The 20,181-nt window shown below is 64.5% G+C and carries 16 protein-coding genes; 9 read left to right on the top strand and 7 right to left on the bottom strand.

The features are described from left to right. Positions 1-38: 38 nt before the first annotated feature. Both H5J25_RS15100 and H5J25_RS15095 read left to right on the top strand, forming a co-directional pair. Positions 39-491: a hypothetical protein gene (locus tag H5J25_RS15100; protein WP_202092400.1), complete on the top strand. Its 453-nt coding sequence runs from the start codon at positions 39-41 to the stop codon at positions 489-491. A 78-nt stretch (positions 492-569) separates the two neighbouring features. Further along, positions 570-1,247 carry a nitroreductase gene (locus H5J25_RS15095; RefSeq protein ID WP_202092398.1) on the top strand — a complete coding sequence of 226 codons (678 nt, stop codon included), beginning with the start codon at positions 570-572 and terminating at the stop codon, positions 1,245-1,247. Between the two features lie 140 nt (positions 1,248-1,387). Here the strand turns inward: H5J25_RS15095 and H5J25_RS15090 are convergent, their stop codons facing one another. From H5J25_RS15090 to H5J25_RS15070, 5 genes are all read right to left on the bottom strand, one after another. Beyond that, positions 1,388-2,437 (bottom strand): phytase, encoded by a 1,050-nt coding sequence (locus tag H5J25_RS15090; protein ID WP_202092395.1) that lies wholly within the window; start codon positions 2,435-2,437, stop codon positions 1,388-1,390. Beyond that, positions 2,437-5,220 (bottom strand): TonB-dependent receptor, encoded by a 2,784-nt coding sequence (locus H5J25_RS15085; RefSeq protein WP_202092386.1) that lies wholly within the window; start codon positions 5,218-5,220, stop codon positions 2,437-2,439. Before H5J25_RS15085 ends, H5J25_RS15090 begins: the two co-directional genes overlap by 1 nt. Before the next feature lie 216 nt (positions 5,221-5,436). After that, complete coding sequence (locus H5J25_RS15080; protein ID WP_202092384.1) at positions 5,437-8,301, bottom strand: M16 family metallopeptidase; 2,865 nt, start codon at positions 8,299-8,301, stop codon at positions 5,437-5,439. A gap of 58 nt (positions 8,302-8,359) precedes the next feature. Continuing rightward, on the bottom strand, positions 8,360-8,878 hold the full coding sequence (locus H5J25_RS15075; protein WP_202092382.1) for a winged helix-turn-helix transcriptional regulator: 519 nt from the start codon (positions 8,876-8,878) through the stop codon (positions 8,360-8,362). A gap of 56 nt (positions 8,879-8,934) precedes the next feature. Continuing rightward, positions 8,935-9,546 (bottom strand): 2-hydroxychromene-2-carboxylate isomerase, encoded by a 612-nt coding sequence (locus tag H5J25_RS15070; protein WP_202092380.1) that lies wholly within the window; start codon positions 9,544-9,546, stop codon positions 8,935-8,937. A 353-nt stretch (positions 9,547-9,899) separates the two neighbouring features. Between H5J25_RS15070 and H5J25_RS15065 the strand changes: the two genes are divergently transcribed. Genes H5J25_RS15065 through H5J25_RS15055 form a run of 3 tightly spaced genes read left to right on the top strand, consistent with a single transcriptional unit; the run spans position 9,900 to position 12,969 of the window. After that, the gene (locus tag H5J25_RS15065; RefSeq protein WP_202092378.1) at positions 9,900-11,096 is read left to right on the top strand and encodes an acyl-CoA dehydrogenase family protein; all 1,197 of its coding nucleotides are present in this window, start codon (positions 9,900-9,902) and stop codon (positions 11,094-11,096) included. A 13-nt stretch (positions 11,097-11,109) separates the two neighbouring features. Then, the gene (locus H5J25_RS15060; RefSeq protein ID WP_202092364.1) at positions 11,110-12,195 is read left to right on the top strand and encodes an acyl-CoA dehydrogenase family protein; all 1,086 of its coding nucleotides are present in this window, start codon (positions 11,110-11,112) and stop codon (positions 12,193-12,195) included. 24 nt (positions 12,196-12,219) lie between these two features. Continuing rightward, a complete protein-coding gene (locus tag H5J25_RS15055) occupies positions 12,220-12,969 on the top strand; it encodes an SDR family NAD(P)-dependent oxidoreductase (RefSeq protein ID WP_202092355.1) in 750 nt (249 codons plus the stop codon). Between the two features lie 46 nt (positions 12,970-13,015). Here the strand turns inward: H5J25_RS15055 and H5J25_RS15050 are convergent, their stop codons facing one another. After that, positions 13,016-13,390 (bottom strand): hypothetical protein, encoded by a 375-nt coding sequence (locus tag H5J25_RS15050; protein ID WP_202092345.1) that lies wholly within the window; start codon positions 13,388-13,390, stop codon positions 13,016-13,018. Positions 13,391-13,726: 336 nt separating this feature from the next. On the opposite strand from H5J25_RS15050, the gene H5J25_RS15045 reads away from it, so the two are divergent. Together H5J25_RS15045 and H5J25_RS15040 are read left to right on the top strand one after the other, a co-directional pair. Further along, positions 13,727-14,203 (top strand): GAF domain-containing protein, encoded by a 477-nt coding sequence (locus H5J25_RS15045; protein WP_225883161.1) that lies wholly within the window; start codon positions 13,727-13,729, stop codon positions 14,201-14,203. Then, positions 14,191-16,650 carry a PAS domain S-box protein gene (locus H5J25_RS15040; protein WP_202092343.1) on the top strand — a complete coding sequence of 820 codons (2,460 nt, stop codon included), beginning with the start codon at positions 14,191-14,193 and terminating at the stop codon, positions 16,648-16,650. Before H5J25_RS15045 ends, H5J25_RS15040 begins: the two co-directional genes overlap by 13 nt. 60 nt (positions 16,651-16,710) lie before the next feature. On the opposite strand, the gene H5J25_RS15035 is transcribed toward H5J25_RS15040, so the two are convergent. Next, complete coding sequence (locus H5J25_RS15035) at positions 16,711-16,989, bottom strand: hypothetical protein (protein WP_202096496.1); 279 nt, start codon at positions 16,987-16,989, stop codon at positions 16,711-16,713. Positions 16,990-17,230: 241 nt separating this feature from the next. Here H5J25_RS15035 and H5J25_RS15030 point away from each other — a divergent pair, with 241 nt between their 5' ends. Together H5J25_RS15030 and H5J25_RS15025 are read left to right on the top strand one after the other, a co-directional pair. After that, on the top strand, positions 17,231-18,274 hold the full coding sequence (locus H5J25_RS15030) for a DUF2332 domain-containing protein (protein ID WP_202092341.1): 1,044 nt from the start codon (positions 17,231-17,233) through the stop codon (positions 18,272-18,274). A 54-nt stretch (positions 18,275-18,328) separates the two neighbouring features. Continuing rightward, positions 18,329-20,125 (top strand): methyl-accepting chemotaxis protein, encoded by a 1,797-nt coding sequence (locus H5J25_RS15025; RefSeq protein WP_202092339.1) that lies wholly within the window; start codon positions 18,329-18,331, stop codon positions 20,123-20,125. Positions 20,126-20,181 lie beyond the last annotated feature (56 nt).

The following is a 20,181-nucleotide window of genomic DNA, read 5'->3' as shown; positions in this document are numbered from 1 at the left end:
TTACCGCGGGACGTCGAGCCCGCGGGGAGGATGCGTAGATGCTCAGCCGACAGGAACAAGCCGCGACCAGTGTCGAGGAAGGCCGCGCATTGCGTGCCGCGGGCCTGTCCTATCGTCAGATCGGGCGCAAGCTTGGGCTGACATCGGGCCAACTCGGGCATGTCCGCCGGTCGTTGAAGCGGGAAAAGGCGGCGGGCACGCGGCTGCGGTCGAAGCGGCCGGGAGCGACGGAGCGCGATCTTCCCGTCGGGCAATCGGTGTTGCCGCCCGGCCTGCGCCGGACGCTGACCGCCGCGGGGTATCGCACGCTTGGCGACCTGGCCGATCGGCTTGCCGATCGCGATCTGCCGGGATTTGAGGCGATGGCCGGGATCGGCCCGCACAAGGCGGCCTTGGTCAAGCGGATGCTCGACCATTACGGGCTGCTGCCCGGCGCGTCCGACCTGCAAGCAGAAATCGAAAAACTATTTCCCGAGCTCGGCGGGGCCTGACGAAAGCAGGAGCGGGCTGTTCGCTGCGGGATAAGTCTGTAGGCGGGGCGTGCGCCAACGATGATATGGAACGGAAAAATGCAGTTCGACGACGTGATCCTCGGCCGCCGCAGCATCCGCGGCTACAAGCCCGACCCGGTACCCCGCGCGCTGATCGAGGAGATATTGACGCTGGCGATGCGGGCGCCGTCGTCGATGAACACGCAGCCCTATCATTTCCACGTCGTCGCGGGCGCCGCGCTGGATGCGATCCGCGCGGGCAATACCGAACGGATGGTCGCGGGCGTCCCGCAGTCGCGCGAATTCCGCACCGGTGAAGCCTTTGCCGGGCCGCACCGCGATCGCCAGATCGGTGTCGCCAAGCAATTGTTCGCCGCGATGGGCATCGCGCGCGACGACAAGGATGCGCGGCAGGACTGGGTGCTTCGCGGCTTTCGGCAGTTCGATGCGCCGGTCTGCGTCATCATCACCTACGACCGCCATCTGGCCGGCAGCGACGATACCGCGTTCGATTGCGGCGCGGCGGCGACCGCATTGGTCAATGCCGCCTGGTCGCGGGGGCTGGGGGCGGTGATCAACAGCCAAGGGATCATGCAGTCGCCGGTCGTGCGCGAACATGCGCGCATCCCGGACGATCAGGTGATCATGAAGAGCATCGCGCTCGGCTGGCCTGACGACAGCTTCGCGGCCAACGCCGTCGTGTCGGAACGCCGCCCGGTGTCCGAGGCCGCGGTGTTCGTCGGCTTCGAGGATTGACGCGAGACGCGGCCGTCATGTCCGCGTCCACCGTTCGCCCTAAGCTTGTCGAAGGGCGTGCGCCGAGGACAGGTGCTTCGACAGGCTCAGCACGAACGGTTGGATTAAGATAACGATGCAGGAAGAGGACGGTCGGTAGCCTACTCCAGGCCGAGCGCTTTCTTGATGTCCGCCCAGGCGACCAGCTTGAAGTTCTGCGCCGTCGGGTCGTTGTGCCCGTCCTGCGCAACGAACAATCCGCCAGTATAGCCTGGCCCGAAATCACCCACAGCCGCGTCGATGCCATCGGTCTCCTCGGTCGCGCCGAAACTGCCCTTGGCGATACGGAACCGCCCCACATAGCCGTCGTCGGACAGACGATAGACGGCATAGGCGTTGTCACCCTGGCTCGACACAAGAAGATAACCGCCATTGCCGGTGCCCTCCGCTGCGATCGTCACGCCTTCGGTATCCGCGACGATGTGCTTGCCGTCTGCCGCGCCGATCCGGATCGGGTCCGGATTGCCGGACGCGCTGGCATCGAACCGCCACAGACCGACATCCTCTTCCGCGACATACAGGCGGTGCGTGCGCTCATCGGTCGCGCAGCCTTCGGATTGCGTGCCGAGCTTCATCGTCCGCACGATCCTGCCGCTTGGCGCGCCCTGGATATTCAGCATGACCTGGCGGATCGTGCCGTCCTTGATGACGTTGAACGCGGACAAGGTATCGCCCTCGCGGTACAGGCAGATGCCGTACGCTTCTCCGGCACCGGCCGAGACCTTGCCGATCGCCGTCAGCGTTGCGGTTGCTGGGTCAAGCCGGAACAACGCGATCTTGGCATTCGCCTTGTCGCTACGATCGCTGGCGGCGACGATGATGCCCGCGTCGCCCATGTCGCGCAGGTCGACATTGTTGACGCGCCCGGCATCGATGAACGAGCGTTGCCGGCCGGACAGGTCGTACACGTACAGCCCGGCCTTCTTGTCCGTCCCCACGATCAGGCCGGCGGCGGGATCGGACGGGTTGCGCCAGATTGCGGGATCGTCCGCGGCATCGGCATTTGCCGTCCCCACCGCCTGCGTCTCGCCGCGGGCCTGTACGGAAGCGGTCGCGACCGGGCTCGCCGCAGGGGCGGTATCGGTCGCCGAACAGCCCGACAGCACGAACGGGACCAGTGCCAGACCCGCGCGGACGATCGTCTTGCGCATCAGAAGTTGACCCGGATGCCGCCCGAATAGCGGCGGCCGAACCGCTCCCATTCGATCGTCTGGTTGTCGCTGCGCGGGGTCGGGATGCCACCCGCCGTCAACAGATTGCCCGGTTCGGAATAGCGGCGGCCGGGATTGTTGAGCACGTTCGACGCATCGAAATAGATTTCGACGTTGCGGGTGATCGCATAGCGCGCCGATACATCCATCTCGTCATCCGCCGCCCAATAGGTGTCGCCGCCATCCGTCAGATCGTCCGCAATCCCGTCCAGCCAGGTGCTGCGGCGCTGATATTGAACGCGAAGCGACAGGCCGTATTTCTCGTAATATCCACCCAGATTGTAGACGCTGTCCGACGTGCCGGGCAACCGTACCTTGCGCGCCGGGACGATACCGATTGCAGGCTTGGTCACCTGGCTGTCGTTGAGCGTCAGGTTGGCGGAGACGCCGAACCCGCCCATCCAGTCGGGCAGGCCGAGATTGCCCGTCCAGGGTTCGAGCTGCAACTGTGCCGCCGCTTCCATGCCGAAGACTCGACCGTCGCCGCCATTGGTGATCTGCGAGAAATCGTAAGTCGATCGTTGGTTGGTTGTGGTGTCGAGTTCCGTGGAGCCGTATTTACGCGTTTGGCGATACAGAACGTCCTGCACTTTCTTGTAAAACAGCCCGACCATCAGATAGCCCTGCGGACGCATGTACCATTCGAAATATGCGTCGATGCCATGCGCGCGTTCCGGTTTGACATACGGATTACCGCTCGAGATCGTCTGGTTGGGATCGCTGATGACGATGTTCGGCCGCAATTGGTCATAGTCCGCACGTGCTGCCCCGGAGTTGAACGACAGGCGCAGCTTCTTGGTATCGTCCAGATTGTAATTCACGTGAAGGCTGGGCAGAAACAGGGTCTGGCTGGATTCGGCGGTGACCAACGCGCCCGGCGTCGAGCCGACCAGCGTGATGGCGGAACCCCGGTTCTTCAGATGCTCGACGCGAACGCCGCCGAGGATCGAACCCCAGTCATACTTGACCGTGCCCATCAGGAAGCCGGCATAGACCTGCTCCTGCACGTTATAGTTGTTGCCGACGTTCGGCGTGAACGCGAAGTTCGCGCGAGCGGCGTCGGAGACGGTCCGCATCTTGTCCGTATCGAAATAGCGGAAGGTGTATCCCATCGGCAGCGCACCGGCGAATGGCTCGTTCGTCGAGAACTGATTGTAATCGCTGGGCAGGCCGATCGTGGTGAACTGCGCCGCGGTGTTGAGCGAGATTTGCCGCTCATCCGCAATCTTGGTGCGTTGATCGAACTGGAAACCGGCCTTGAACACCGCATCGCCGCCCATGAAGCCCGTCTCGCGCGACAGGACCAGCTTGCCGGTATAGGCCTTGGTCGTATCGATCGCGTCCAGCACGGTGAAGGACGAAGCCGGCTTGGTGAACGTGTCGATCGCGGTGACCGGCGTGCCTGCCTGATAGCGCGTCGGACCGGCGAGTTGGGTCGTCGTGAACAGGTTCAGGCTAGACCGGTTTGGATCGCTGAAGTCGTATGCAACGGTTGGACGCAAGGTCCGCGTTGAGGGGCTGTCCCATGACGCTTCACCGACGACGGAGCGATCATCCTTGGACTCCGTATAGTTGCCCACCCAGTTCAGGTGCCAGCCCGTGCCGAAGTCGTGATTGCCCTCCAGCGTGTTGGTGAAGATTGACTGGCGGAACGCGCGCAGCGTCGAGCGCTGGCGGATGTCGATGCCGTAGATCGTACCCTTTTGCGGCGTGTTGCCGATGCAGACGTCGGCATAGCCGGTCGTCGTCGGCGTGGGATTGATTGCCGTGTTGCAAGCGGCGGTGTCCGTTGAGAGGTCACTCTGACGATCATCGAGATCGAAGCGGTAATTGTCGCGCGCCTCGTCATCGGTGAAGATCGTGTAGATCGACCGCAGCGAGATCGTGTTGTCGCTGTCCGGCTTGTAATCCACGCGACCCGATACCGACCAGTTCTTGCGCGTCAGACGATACAGCTTGTTCTCGGCCTCCTGCGCCCAGAAACGCGTCTCATTGCCGGGGCGCCGATCCTGCGAGACACGTTCGTAATCGGTCTCGAAATTGTCGGTGATCATCGCGCGCTGGTAGTAGCTGCCCGACAGCAAGACGCCGATCTCGCCGCCGCCGACGTTGAAACGGTCCGACACGACCGCCGACCCTTCATACTGCTTGCGGCTGCCGAGTTCCGCGATGCCGAACCCGGCCTTGCCGGCAAAGTGCGGCCCTTTGTAATCGAACGCCGAGCGGGTGATGACGTTGACGTTGCCGGATACGGTTTCGCCCGGCATTTCCGGGGTCACCGCCTTGGACACGATGATCTGCGACGCGATCGCGGAGGGGATGGAGTCGAACCGGGCGTCGCGGCCTTCCGGGCTGACGACGTTGATCCCGTCGAACGACAGCGTCGTCCAGTAATTGGGGGCACCACGCAGCGAGATGTAGCGTGCCTGGCCCTGATCGCGCTCGACGGCGACACCGGGAAGGCGGCTGGTCGCCTGCGCGATATTCTGGTCGGGCAGGCGACCCACGCCGTCCGCGGCAACGACGGTGACGAGCGAGTCCGAATTCTTCTGGATCGTCAGCGCGGTCGATTCCGATTCCGCGATCGGGCGCGCGCCCGTCACGATGATCGCCTGATCCTCTTCCGGTTCGGGCGGCAGCAGCGTCTGGGCGAAGGCCTGTGCCGAAACCAGAAGGGCAAACGCGCTGATGCCCGATGCCAGGATATATTTACGATGTGTCATAACGCCCTCGAAACCAGTCCCCGTTGGGACTGGCCTCTAGGTGCGCTTCCGGTCAGTTTGGTTGGGCTTTTGTGATGGTTCGATGACGGCAAAATTACACTTTTGCGGTGCAGCAAAATGTGTGGTTTTTGTCACAGTGCGGTCTGTGCGGGGAGGGAATTACCCTTGCCCTCGCACCTCGGGCTTGTTTCGGGGTGCGAGAGGTAAGCGGGAACTCTACTTCGCGGCCACCACCAACGACAGATCGTCCAGGTTCAGCGCATCCGCACGGATCAACTCCACATCCGGACGGATCGCGCGCAGCCGGTCGATGAACAGCTTGGAATCTCCCACCACGACGATGCTCGCGCCCGCGCCCGATACGTTTTCCCTGGCGACCGCACTTGCGCCTGCAGGCGTGACCGCATCGATCTCCGCGGGCAGTTGCGCCGCCTTGGCGGCGGGGACGCCTTGCAGGATCAGCGACGCGATCGTCACGCCGAATCCGCGACTGGTCGCCGCCTGCCGTGTCAATCCGCCGGACAGGAACACCTTGCGCTTGGCCACCGCATCCGCCGCGAGCGGTTCACGGCCCAGCCGGTCGAACTCGGTAAGGAAGATCTGGACGACCTCGGGGGCGCTTTCGTTCTTCGTCTGCGTGGTCGCGGTCAGCAAGCCGGCATCGGCGCGCGCCGCCACGTTGCTGTAGGCGCCGTATGACAAGGCGCGCTTGACGCGGATTTCCTGGAAAAGGCGTCCGTTCGACCCGGCACCCAGCGCCGCATTGGCGACCTGAAGGTCGAACCAGCGTGGATCGGCGCGATCGATACTACGCACCGCGGCGGCGACCGCGGCTTGCCCGGCGCCGGGCATGTCGATCACCACTAGCCGCGGCTTGGAGGGCGTACCGGCCTGTGCGCCTGGCAGGACCGGCGCGGTGCCTGCCGGACGCCAGGCGGCGAACAGTTGCTCGCCGATGCGCCGTGCTTCTGCCGGATCGATCCCGCCGGTCACGACCAACGTCGCAAGTTCGGGCCGCCACCAGCGCGCATGGGCCGCAGCGATATCGGCAGGGGTAATCGCGGCGACGCTGACCGGTGTCGGCACCATGCCGTACGGCGCTGCGCCATAGCTGACCGGCTGGAGCGCGATGCTGGCCAGGGCACCGGGGTTCTTTAGCGTAACGGATAGGCGATCCAGCGTCTGGCGGCGGCGACGCTCCACCTCGGCCGGGGCGAATGCGGGATTCTGTACGATATCGGCGAGCACCGCGCCGGCCTTTGCCAGTGTGGTAACCGGGCCGGTGATCGTCAGGATCGTCCCGTCCGGACCCGCCTGCGTATCGATCTGTGCGCCCAATGCCTCGATCTCCGCCGCAATCTGTTCGGCGCTGCGCGACTTGGTCCCTTGCGTCGCGATATCGGCGACCATCGAGGCAAGTCCGGCGCGGCCGCGCGGATCGGTCGATGCGCCGCCCTTGATGACCAGTGCCAGCGTTGCCACCGGAACCTGCCCGGTGCGCGCGGCGACGAACGCCATGCCGTTCGACAATGTGCTCTCGACGATCGTCGGCGCGATCACCGGTACTGCCGTGCCCGGTGCTGGCGGGGCCTGGCGCTGGCCTTCGGCTGCGAGCGCAAGCGGTGGCTGGGTCGCAGGCGGCACGGACGCCCAGACCGGCATCGGCACGGGGTTCGCCCACGCATCCTTCGCGCCCGCCGGACGCTGACCCTCATCCAGATACCGGATATCGACGCGCTTCTCGGGCATCAGATAGGTGCGCGCGACACGCTGCACGTCGGCAACCGTGACCTTGCCGACCAGCGCCAGCCGCCGGTCGAGCGCCAGCGGATCGCCAGTGCGGACCAGCGCCTCACCAATTGCGAAGGCGCGGCCGTCGAATGTCTCCCGCTCCTGCAATGCGTTCGCGAGGATTTCGTTCTTCGCCTCGGCCAGTTCGGCGGCGGTCACCGGCTCGTCGCGCACCCGCGCGATCTCTGCCGCGAGCGCGGGCTCCGCCTCGGCAACGGTCCGTCCGCTCGCCAGCGTAACGCTGGGCGCGAAGAAGCCGCCATTCTCGACGTCCTGCAACTGGACGCCCGCGCTGGACGCGATCTGCTTGTCGCGCACCAGCGCGCGGTACAGGCGCGAATTCTCGCCACCCGCCAGCACACCGTCCAGCACTTCCAGCGCGGCAAGATCGGCGCTGCTCGATCCCGGAATGCGCCATGTCGATACGATCATCGGCAGCGGCACGTTGGGGGCATAGGCAGTCACGGTCCGCGCCTGCGTCCGCGCCTTTTCCGTCGCCTTGACCGCGAGCGGGATAGGGTTGGGCCGCCGGGCGATCGATCCGAAATATTTGTCGATCAGCGTGTCGAGCCGCTTCGGATCGAAATTGCCGGACACGATCAGTGTTGCGGTGTCGGGGCCGTAGAATGCCTCGTGGAAGGCGCGGGCATCCTCCAGCGTCGCGGCGTTCAGCTGGTCCAGGCTGCCAATGCCCGGCCGCCGCATCGGCAGCGTGTCGTAGCTGTTCTCGTCCAGCACCAGCCGCATCCGCCCATATGGCGGGGCGAGCACGCGCTGGCGTAGCTCCTCCTTCACGACGTTGCGTTCGGTTTCGAACACCTGCTGGTCCACCACAGGGCGCGCCATCCGCTCGGCGTGAGTCCACAACATCGTCTCGAGATATTGCGCGGGGACGATCTCGTAATAGTTGGTGCGATCGAACCAGGTCGATGCGTTGCGCTGACCGCCGACATCCTCGGTCAACTGGTTGATCGCATTGTACGGCATGTTCACCGTCTTGCGCGACAATATATGCTCGAACAGATGCGCGAAGCCCGACCGGCCCTCCGGATCGTGCTTGGATCCGACATCGTACCATACCTGCGTCGTGACGTTCGGCGTCGTCGTGTCGCGGATCGCGATAACCTTCAGCCCGTTGGCCAGCGTACGTTCGGTGAAGGCGATCGGCGGGACGACGATTGCGGCCGGCGCGGCGGGTGCGGGTTTCACGCGCTTCTGCGCGGCGGCGGGCGCCAGGATCGTGCCGGCGAGAAGCGCCGCGACGCCCAGGCGTCCGAGAAGGGATGACATTGCCGATTTTCCTGAACTGGGGATCATCCGGCATAGCAAGCGGTTGGCGAGGCTACGGTCAAGCCCCTGGTTTGGCGCGCGTCCTTGGCGCTTTGTTGACGGGCACCGGCGGCAGATGGATCGGGTCGCGCGCACCGGGACCGGGCAGGATCGCCACCGAGCGCGGCAGGACTTCGCCCGCGCATTCCGAACAGGTCAGCACCGGATCGAACTGATGGCCACAATCAGTGTGCCGATGCAGTACCGGGCGACCCTTGCGATCGGCCATGTGCACATCGCCCCAATGCACGATCGACATGATGACAGGATACAGATCGAGGCCCTTCTGCGTCAGGCGATATTCGTATCGTACCGGATTCTGCTGATACGCCACTTTCGTCAGCACGAAATGATCCACCAGTTTCTTCAGCCGATCGGTCAGAATCGGGCGACCGATGCCGAGACGATCGTGGAAGTCGTCGAACCGGCGCACTTTCATGAAGCAATCGCGCAGGATCATCAGCGACCAACGGTCGCCGATCACCGACATCGTCCGCGAAAAGGAACAGGGCTGATCGCCCAACTCGCTCCACTGCATCGTTCCGCTCCTGCCCGGTCGTCAGCGTGTCGAAATAGAACCGGGCGCCCCGCACATCAAGCGCGCTCGCGGACGAACTCGTTCTCAACCTCGCGCAACCGGTCCTTGCCGAAGAACATCTCGTCCCCGACGAAGAAAGTGGGAATACCGAACCCGCCGCGATCGATCAGCTCCTGCGTCGCATCGATCAGCGCCTGCTTGACCTCGGGCGTCTGCGCCTCGCGGAACAGGTCCTCGGTCGGCAACCCGGCCTCGGTCAGTATCGTCGCGAGAACCTGCGGGTCGCCGGCGTTCAACTCCCGCTCCCACATCGCGCTTGCCACCGCCTCGATATAGCGGTCGAGCACGCCCAGCTTCGCCGCCGCGTGCGCGCCGCGCATCAGGATCAGCGTGTTAATCGGGAAGAACGGGTTGAACTTGAATGCGGTGATGCCGTGGCGCTTGCAGAACCGTTCGATCTCCATCCGGTCATAAGCGAGCTTGGCGGGGATGCCGGCGAACGCCTCGACCGGGGAACGGTTGTTCGTCGCCTTGAACACGCCGCCCAGCAGTACCGGCTTGATCGTGAAGACCTTGCCGATGCGCGCCTCGATCCCCGGCAGCGCGCGCAGGCAGAGATAGGCGTTCGGGCTTCCGAAATCGAAATAGAAGTCGATCGTTGCGGACATCACATCTCTCCACAGGGGAATACGGGGATAATTTCGTCGGAAGGTTCGGCGGCGTAGAGGTCTTCGATCAGACCAGCGCGGCCAGCTTCGTCACTGACTATCCTGCGTTCATTTTCGTGGGATGATACCGACCATGCAGGAAGCAGCAAGATCTATTTCAGAACTCGCTGATGCCGTGTTTGCCGAAACATGCGATTTCGCCCTTGGGGATCGAATAAGGTGAGTGCAGAATTAGCACCAAGATCAGATACTGGTTCTGCGGGGCGATGCTATCGCTTGCATCCCGCCCCCTGCCTGGCGCAGGCATCCGGTGTCAGCAAACGACCGCGCGCAGGCGCGGCGCAAGGAGAGTTATGGACCTCGCCTATACCCCCGAAGAGGAAGCGTTCCGCGCCGAAGTGCGCACCTTCCTCGCCGAAGAACTGCCCGCCCGCCTGTCCGACAAGGTTCGCGGCGGTCGAAATCTCAGCAAGGCCGACATCCAGGAATGGCAATCGATCCTGTCGCGCAAGGGCTGGCTCGCGCCGCATTGGCCGGCGGAATATGGCGGCGCCGGCTGGTCGGTGACGCAGAAATTCATCTACGAACAGGAATCCGCGCTGGCGCACACGCCGCCGGTCATTCCGTTCGGACTCAACATGCTGGCCCCGGTGCTGATCAAATATGGTAGCGAAGAGCAAAAGGCGCACTGGCTGCCCCGCATGCTGCGCGGCGACGACTGGTGGTGCCAGGGCTATTCGGAACCCGGCGCGGGTTCGGATCTCGCCAGCGTCCGTACGGTCGCGGTGCGCGACGGCGATCATTACATCGTCAACGGCCAGAAGACCTGGACCACGATGGGCCAGCACGCCAACATGATCTTCTGCCTCGTCCGCACCGACAATAGCGGGTCGCGGCAACAGGGAATCTCCTTCCTGCTCGTCGATATGACGGCGCCGGGCGTCGAGGTCCGGCCGATCATCACGCTGGACGGCGATCATGAGGTGAACGAGATCTTCTTCACCGACGTGCGCGTCCCGGCCGAAAATCTGTTGGGCGAGGAAGGCCGCGGCTGGACCTACGCCAAGTATCTGCTGACCTACGAACGGACGTCGATGGCGGGGCTGGGCCAGTCGCGTGCGGCGCTCGGCTGGCTGAAGCAGATCGCGCAGAAGGAGAAGGCGAACGGCGTGCCGCTGGCGCGCGATCCCCTGTTCGCGGCGCGGCTCGCGCGGGTGGAGATCGCGCTCGCCAATCTCCAGACGACGACGATGCGCGTCGTCGCGGCGGCGGCGGCGGGCGGCGCACCGGGGGCGGAAAGCTCGATGCTCAAGATCCGCGGTACCGAGATCCGGCAGGAGATCAGCTCGCTCACCCGCCGCGCGATCGGGCCCTATGCGCAGCCGTTCCTGCCCGAAGCGCTCGAGGACGGACATAATGAGGAACCCGTGGGGCCGGACTATGCCGCGCCGATCACGCCGACCTACCTCAACCTTCGCAAGCTGACGATCTTCGGCGGATCCAACGAGATCCAGAAGAACATCATCACCAAAGCCATTCTCGACCTGTAAGGACTGCACACTCATGGATTTCACACTTGGTGAAGACCGGCAGGCGCTGGTCGACGTTCTCTCGCGTTCGCTTCGCGAGCGCTACAGCATCGCACGCCGCCGTGCCGCGGCGAAGGAAACCCCCGGTCACGACCGGGAAACCTGGGGTCAATTGGCGGAGATCGGTGCGATCGGCGCGCTGTTCGACGAAGCGCGGGGCGGCTTCGGCGGATCCCCGTTCGATGTCGTCGCGGTGTTCGAGACGCTCGGCAACGCTTTGGTCGGGGAACCTGTTCTGGCGACGTTGATGGCCGGCAGCGTGCTTCCGACCAACGTGCTCGAAGCCGTCATCGCCGGCGAAACGATCCCGACGATCGCTTTGTACGAACCGCAATCGCGCTACGACTGGACCGACGTGCAGACCCGCGCGACGACCGATGGCGATGGCTGGCGGTTGAACGGGGCCAAGGCGGTCGTGTCCTTCGGCGAGGCGGCCGATCTGCTGGTGGTTTCGGCCCGGACGGAAGACGGCACCTTCGGTCTGTTCGTCGTTCCCGCCAAGACCGAAGGGGTCGAGATCCGCGGCTATGCGACCAACGACGGTCAACGCGCCGCCGATATACGCCTGATCGACGTGGCGGCGCCCGGCGATGCGCGGATCGGCGGGGAGCAGGAAGCCGCCCGCGCCGTCGCGCTCGGCACGCTCGCGGTCTGCGCGGAAAGCGTCGGCATCATGACGTGGCTGAAGGATACGACGCTCGAATATCTGCGCACCCGCGTTCAGTTCGGTGCGCCGATCGGCCGCAACCAGGCGCTGCAGCATCGCATGGCCGAAGTGCTGATCGAGATCGAGCAGTCGCGCTCCGCCGTCATCAACGCTGCCGCCGCTTTTGACGGCGATACCCTCGCGCGCGACACGGCTCTGGCCGCGGCGAAATATTCAATCGGCACCAATGCGACGCGGGTCGCGGAGGAATCGATCCAGTTGCACGGCGGCATCGGCATGACCGCTGAACTGGAACTGTCGCACTATGCGAAGCGCGCGATCATGATTGATCACGACCTTGGCGACGCGGACCACCATCTCAGCCGCTACATCGCGCTGACCGCCGCCGCCTGACCTGTCCACCCTGGGAGACCCGACATGAGTGATGATACGCCAATCGCCAAGGCGCCGCGCAATGCCAGCGTCGTGGTCGTCGGGGCCGGGGATTATATTGGCGGCGCGATCGCGCGGAAGTTCGCTAGCGAAGGCTATATCGTCTTCATGGGGCGCCGCGACGGCGACAAGTTGTTGCCGTTGAAGGCCGAGATCGAGGCGGCCGGTGGCCGGGCCGAGGCGCGCACGCTCGACGCGCGTGAGGAGGAACAAGTCATCGCCTTTATCAACGAGGCAGAGGCAGCGGCGCCGGTCGAGGTCGTCGTGTTCAACATCGGCGCGAACGTGAACTTCCCGCTGCTGGAAACGACCGCGCGCGTGTTCCGCAAGGTCTGGGAGCTGGCCTGCTTCGCCGGTTTCCTGACCGGGCGGGAAGGCGCGCGGGTGATGCTGCCGCGCGGACGGGGGTCGCTGTTCTTTACCGGAGCGACCGCTGGCCTGCGCGGCGGAACCGGCTATGCCGCGTTCGCCAGCGCGAAATTCGGTATCCGGGCGGTCGCGCAGGCGGCGGCGCGCGAATTGGGACCGCAGGGGATCCACGTCGCGCACCTGATCATCGATGCCGGCGTCGATACCGCCTGGGTACGCGAACGGATGCGGGCCGCGGGTGCGCCGCAGGATCGCGAGCTGCTGCAACCCGCGTCCGTCGCAAACGCCTATTGGGCGCTGCATCAGCAGACCAGCGACGCCTGGACCTTCGAAACCGAGATCAGGCCCTCGGGCGAGCCCTGGTAACGGGGACGCTCACTTTTTCCGACGTACGGCGACTGTGTCCGGCGCCTTATTTCTTCGCGGGCGGTATCGGGTTGGACTTCTGCAATTCCTGCCCGATGCCCTGCATCATGCGCTGATCCTGCTGAAATCTCTTGGCGCACGCCGTCATGATCGGGCCGCCGTTATTCTTGTCGACCGATTTGGATTGCGCGAGGATCTGCGCCTTGATCTGCGGCGCCGAAAGCCGCGCCGTCACGCGTCCGGTAAAGTACATGGCTGATGCCTGGGCCAGTTGCTTTCGCGTCGCATCGGTTTCGATCCGGGCGAATACGTTCGATACCAGGATGCAGCGGATATCGGATCCTGCGTCCTGTGCGTTAGCGGGCGCGGCGATTGCGCCGATGGCGCAGAGCGCGACGGAGGATATGATGGTACGCCGCATGTCACTTCTCCCAAAGCCGTTGCCTAGAGGATGGCGGCGCCATGGCAAAGCCATATCGGTCGAATCGGCGATGGCGAGGGTGCCCCGGCACCGACGAGGGTCTGAGATGTTGGCACCGGGACAGCGGCGCGGTGGCACTGTGAGCGGCGGCAATCAAGGGGCTCGCGCTAAGTGGAGCGAAATCAATTTGATAATCTTGAATGCTACGAAGGAATCAGGCTCGATCCAGGGCAGAAGTGTGTGCCGCGAATCGAGAAGCTCGCGAATTGGTCGGAAATAGCCTAAGATAAGTTTGTCGCGACCGGCGGCGGGGCATTCTTATACGGGCGTTTTCGCGTGAACATCGAAATCAGCATGGATGTCCGTGAAGCTCGACGCGTCGCCGCGCTTCACGACTACGACATCCTCGATACGCCGCGCGAAGCCGCGTTCGACGAAGTCGCCAACCTCGCGGCCCGGCTGTGCGGCACTTCGATTGCGGTCGTCAATCTGATCGACGCCGACAGGCAGTTCTTCAAGGCGGAAGTCGGACTGGACGTGCGCGAAACGCCGCTCGAAACGTCTTTCTGCGCCAAGGCGATCCTTGAGGACGACTTCCTGCTCGTTCCCGATGCGCGGCTCGATCCGCGGTTCGGCTGCAATCCGCTGGTCACGGGTGACCCGCATTTGCGCTTCTATGCCGGCGCGCTGCTCAAGACCGATGACGGCCTGCCGATCGGAACATTGTGCGTTTTGGATACCGAACCGCGCACTCTGACGGAGCTTCAGCAACAGGCGCTGAAAGTGCTCGCCAATCAGGTATGGGCCAGTTGAAGCTGCGTCTGACGCTGCGTCACCGGGAAGAGAGCGAAGCGCGTCAGCGTGCGATGGTCGAAAGTGCCACCGACTATGCGATCATCGCGACGGATCTGACCGGTAACGTCATCGAGTGGAATACCGGCGCCGAATATATTTTCGGTTGGAGCGAGAAGGAGATGCTCGGTCAGTCGGCCGACCGCATGTTCACGGCCGAGGATCGCGCCAGCGGCTGCATCGAGAAGGAGATGAAGGCCGCACGCGAAACCGGGCGGGGCGGCGACGAACGCTGGCGGCTGCGCAAGGACGGTACGCGCTTGTGGGCGTCCGGTGCGATCATGCCGCTGAAGACGCAGGACGGCGATCTGGTCGGGTATCTCAAAGTTCTTCGGGACCGCACCGACGAGCGGTGCCGCGAGGAGCGGCTGGCGCTGATGTCGCGCATTTCTGCCGCGTTGCTGGATGCGCGCGATCCCGACGCGGTGCTGCGCCCGCTGCTCGAACAAAGCCGCCAATTGCTCGGCTTCGACGAATGCTACAGCTACGCGCTGACCCCGGACCGCGAGCATCTGACGCTGACCTTCTCGATCGAATCGAGCCAGGACATGCGCGACATGCTCGTCAATATCGGCCTCGACGTACCGATTTCGGGCATCGTCGCGCAAACGCGCCAGCCGCTGGTGATCGATAACCTGCAGGAGACGACGGCGCAGCGGTACGAGATCGGCCGGGCCAGCGGGTATCGCGCGTTCGCTGCCTTCCCGATCGTCGCGGGCGATACGCTGCACGGGGTGATGTCGTTCCTGTCGCGCGACCGGACATCGTTCGATGACGAGGCGCTCGATTTCTTCGCGACGATCGCGCGCTATGTCGCGGTCGTGCGGTCGCGGTTGCAGAACGAGCGCGCGATCGGCGAGGGCGAGGAGAAACTGCGTTTCGCGATGGAGGCCGCGGGGCAGGGGGATTGGGAACTCGACATACCGAGCCTGACTTTCCTCCCGTCCGACCAGTGCAAGGTCAATTTCGGACGATCGCCGGACGAACCCTTCACCTACGACCAACTGGTCGAAAGCGTCCACCCGGACGACCGGCCACGGATGTGGAACACCGTCACCGCCACGGTGGAGATGCGCGGCCTGTACGACATCGAATATCGCTGCATCCGCACCGACGGCAGTGTCGGCTGGGTCCATATCACCGGACGTCCGACCTATGCCGAGGATGGGACGCCACTGTCCTTGCTGGGCGTGTCCAGCGACATCAGCGAACGCAAGGCCGCGGAGATCGCGCTGACGGCGCTGAACGACACGCTGGAGCAGCGCGTCGAGGACACCATCGCCGAACGCGAACTCGCCCAGTCCGCGCTGCGCCAGAGCCAGAAGATGGAGGCGATGGGCCAGTTGACCGGCGGCGTCGCGCACGATTTCAACAATCTGCTGACCCCGATCATCGGCAGCCTCGATCTGCTCAACCGCCGATCGACGAATACGGAGCGCGAGGCCCGGCTGATCGACGGGGCGCTGCAATCGGCGGAGCGCGCTAAGGTCCTCGTCCAGCGCCTGCTTGCCTTCGCCCGGCGCCAGCCACTGCAATCGGGCGCCGTCGATGTCGCCGCGCTCGTCAACGGCATGGTCGACCTGATCGAAAGCACATCGGGCGCGCAATTTGCCGTCCGCACGGACCTCGCGCCGGAACTGCCCCCCGCCCTGGCCGATGCCAATCAGCTGGAAATGGCGATCCTGAACCTGGCGGTGAATGCGCGCGACGCGATGCCCGATGGGGGCATGCTGACCGTGTCGGCCCGGCTGGAAGACGAAGACGCGGCGATCGCCAGCGGGCTTGCCGGGGGGCGCTGGATCCGTCTGTCGGTCGCCGACAACGGTATCGGGATGGACGCGGAAACGGCACGTCGAGCGATCGAGCCCTTCTATTCCACCAAGGGGATCGGCAAGGGAACCGGGCTCGGCCTCTCGATGGTCCACGGGCTTGCACTGCAACTTGGCGGCACGATGACGATCACCAGCGCCCTGGGCCTGGGTACCCGCGTCGATTTGTGGCTGCCGATCAGCACGGCAGCGGTCGAGGCCGGGCCGGCGTCGATACCGGCCGCGCCCGATATGCCGCGCAGCGGGCGCGTCCTCGTCGTGGACGACGAACCCCTGGTGCGGATGACGACCGCCGACATGTTACAGAATCTCGGGTACGAAGCGGTGGAAGTGCCGAGCGCGGCGAGCGCCGAGACTCTGTTGAGAGCGGGTGAGCAGTTCGAAATGGTCGTGACGGACCATCTGATGCCCGAGATCACGGGCGCCGAACTCGCCGCGAACATCAAGGCGAACTGGCCTGCGTTGAAGGTTCTGATCGTATCGGGGTATGCGGATGTCGATGGCATAGCGCCGGACTTTGCGCGCCTGACCAAACCGTTCCGCGAGGCCGAACTTTCAGCGGCGATCAGCGCGTTGTGATATAGGCGAACGCCGGCCCGCCATGCGCCGTGGCACGGCCGGGCCGGACGTTCTGCCGGATCAATGGTCCGGCAAATCCTTCGGATAATCTTCCGGCGTCACCGTGCCGACATTCGGGCGATCTTCGACGGCTTCCTGATCCTGACCGCCTTCGGTCATGTCCTGCCCACGATCGAGCGTGTCGCTCGGGCTCCGCGCGTCGCCCTGTTTCTGATGTTCGGTCGATAAATTCGGGCTTGGCTGTGTCGACGTGTTCGAGTTTTCTGCATCGACCTTGGTGCCGGGTTCGGTCGATATGTTGGGACGGGGCTGGGTGTCCGTATGCCGATCGTCGGTCATTGAATGGTCCTTTCACTGGGCGGGCGGCACGCGCGGCGCCACTGCCACTCAACCCGTTGATTGCGGCGAAGTTTCCGCAACGGTGTCGGGAAACCGACTGAAGTATTGCTTTCTGGAAACCTTGACGGAGGGAGGATGAAGCGACCGTTCCACCTCTGAAATTGTACGCTTCGCACCCGAACCCCACGGGCTGCGCCTATAAGAGGACCACCTGCCATCCTCTTTCTGGTCGCCCGTACCTATGCTGTTTCAACCCTTGCATGTCGCCGACGGAGAGCTGGCACGCGGCGCGTCGGTCGCACGGGCATTGGGGTCCGATTTCGTTGCGGACATTCTGGAGGCCGCGCAAAGACAACTCGGAAAGGCACCCGAACTCCTCCGGATGATTGAAGAATGGCCCGGCGACCCGGCCCGCGCTGCGGTCGCAATGCGTTTCAACGGGGCGCTGCACGCTCTGGCACGACGCGGTGACATGCAGGCACTGGCCACCCTGTATAAGACGCGCAGCGGAGATTTCGATGGACCGATCGGCGACGCCTTGTCGCGCGAAAGTGCTGCCATCGCATCCTGGATGCAGCGTCCGCCGCAGACAAACGAAGTCGGGCGCGCCGCCGCAATCGTGGCGGCGCTGACCGTCGCGCAGGACATTGATGCTCTACCGATCGAGTTGCTGGAGATCGGGTCCAGCGCCGGGCTCAATCTCAATCTTGGTCTGTATGGATATGATCTCGGCGGCGTGATGCTGGGCGATCCGCTATCCAGCGTCCAGATGGCGCCAAGGTGGAACGGTCCAGCCATCCATCCCGGCCCGATCGGAATCGTCGCGGCACGCGGTGTCGATCTTGATCCGCTCGATCCCGCCGATGAGGCGACGCGCGACCGTTTACTGGCCTATGTCTGGGCGGATCAGCCGGCCCGCGCGGATCGGCTGACACAAGCCCTCGCCATCGCGCGGCGGCACCCACCACGCGTCGATCGTCAGGACGCCGCAAGCTGGCTGGCCGAACGACTTGCCGAGCCGCAGGACGAGGGCATTTGCCGGGTCGTATTCCATTCGATGGTTCTGCAATATCTCACCGCCCCGGATCGCGCATTGATCCGTCAGATGATCGAGGCGGCCGGCGCGCGCGCCACCGCCCTGCGGCCGCTGGTCTGGATCGGCTATGAATGGAACCCGGCGCGCACGTCCGTCCGGCTGACGATGACGCGCTGGCCCGGGGGCGAAACGCGCGATCTGGCCCGATGTCATGCCTATGGCGCATGGATCGACTGGTCCGGATCATGATGGCCCGACGTAGCCGCCCCGAGAATTCCCCACAGATCAAGCGAGTATAGCATCGTGCCAATAGCTATCAGCATCCCGCGTAAACTAGCCTTGTCCTTCGTCGCGCTCAGTGCGGCTGCGGCGGTCATGATGTTCGTCTTCTACACCAACATGGTACAGATCCGGACGTCGACCGATGGCAACGATCTGAGCCAGTCGATCTACGCCAAGGCGCTGTCGCTGGAAACGTCGATCCTGCGGCAGAACAGCCAGTTTCGCGGCTTCCTCGTCACGGCGGATCCGACGTACCTGAAATCCTATCGGGAGGCGCATGACGATTATGACGCGACCTCCGCCGAATTGCAGAAACTGCTCGACGATCCTGCAAAGCGCGCATTGGTCGCGCAGGCCGCCGAAGCAACCCAGGCCTGGCGCCGGGACTGGGGCGACCGTCTAATCGCCCGTGTCAGCCGCGGTGATCGGGATGCGGCACAGGCGGAGGTGCGCGGTGCGGGCGCCGGCGTGCTGGTCAGCAAGGTCGCGCTCCCCTTGCGCGAACTGCGCGACAAGGAAACGCAGACGATGAAGCAGAATTCGGAAATGCAGACGTCTGCGATGCATACCGCGATGATCGCGCTGGCCATGGGCGGATTTGCTTTGATCGGCTTGGCGACGGCGCTTGCCGTGACGCTCAGCCGCGTGATCGCCAGCCCGATCACGCGGCTGACGCGTGCGATGGGGCAGCTCGCCGCCGGGGATAACGGCTTGGTGGTCCCCGACACCACGCGCAACGACGAATTGGGCGACATGGCGCGCGCCGTATTGGTCTTTCAGGAAACCGCGCGCGACAAGCAGCAGGCCGATCAGGCCCGGGCGAAATCCGAAGTCGAGCAAAAACGCGTCGTGGATACCGTCAGCGCGCAACTGGCCAGCCTGTCGGCGGGAGATTTGACTGCGCGCATCACGATCGACTTTCCCGGCGAATATGCCTCCATCAAGAGTAACTTCAACGCGGCGTTGTCCAGTTTGAGCGACCTGATCGGTGCGGTCGGAACCAGCGCGGCGACGATCCATACCGGATCGAACGAGATCGCCCAGGCGTCCGAAGACCTCGCCCGCCGGACCGAAAGCAATGCGGCCAGCCTGGAACAGAGCGCTGCATCGGTCACGCAGATGGACAGTCGGCTGCGCACCAGCGCGGCGGCGGCGCAGCAGACCGCGGCACGGACGAGCCAGGCACTGGGCATCGTTGGCGGCGGACGGACGGTGGCGGAAGAAGCGGTGCTTGCGATGGGGCGCGTATCCGGCAGCGCGAAGGGCATCGACGAAGTCATCGAGGGGCTTGACAAGATCGCCTTCCAGACGCGCGTGCTGGCGATGAATGCCGCGGTCGAGGCGGGACGCGCAGGCGAAGCGGGTCGCGGCTTCGCGGTCGTTGCCGATCTCGTCTCCGCTTTGGCGATGCGCGCCGAGGAAGAGGCGAAGGCCGCGCGCGACCGGCTGACCATGACACAGAACGACATCGTCACGGCGGTGGAAGCGGTGCACAAGGTCGATGGCGTCCTCGTTGCGATATCCGACGATGTCGGCGAGGTGCATCAACTGGTCGAGCGGATGGCAAGCGACAATCAGGCGCAATCCGCCGCGATCACCGAAATCTCGGCCGCGATCGGCACGATGGACCGGGCGACGCAGCAGAATGCGGCGATGGTCGAGGAAACGTCCGCCGCCGCGCGCAACCTCGTGTCCGAAGTAGCCAGCCTCGCCGCCCAGTCCCGGAAGTTCGTCGTGAACGGGACGAGCCGGAATTTTGCGGAACGCTCCACCCCGGACCGGAAGCGCGAGAGCCGGCTGGTTTCCGAACCGGCCTGAAGACGCCGTCCAGTATCATCGGCCGGGCGGCGGGACATTCCCGCGGCCCGGCCACG

The organism is Sphingomonas aliaeris (assembly GCF_016743815.1).
In the GTDB taxonomy this organism is placed as follows: Bacteria; Pseudomonadota; Alphaproteobacteria; order Sphingomonadales; family Sphingomonadaceae; genus Sphingomonas; species Sphingomonas aliaeris.
This window is presented reverse-complemented; position numbering and strand designations above follow the sequence as displayed.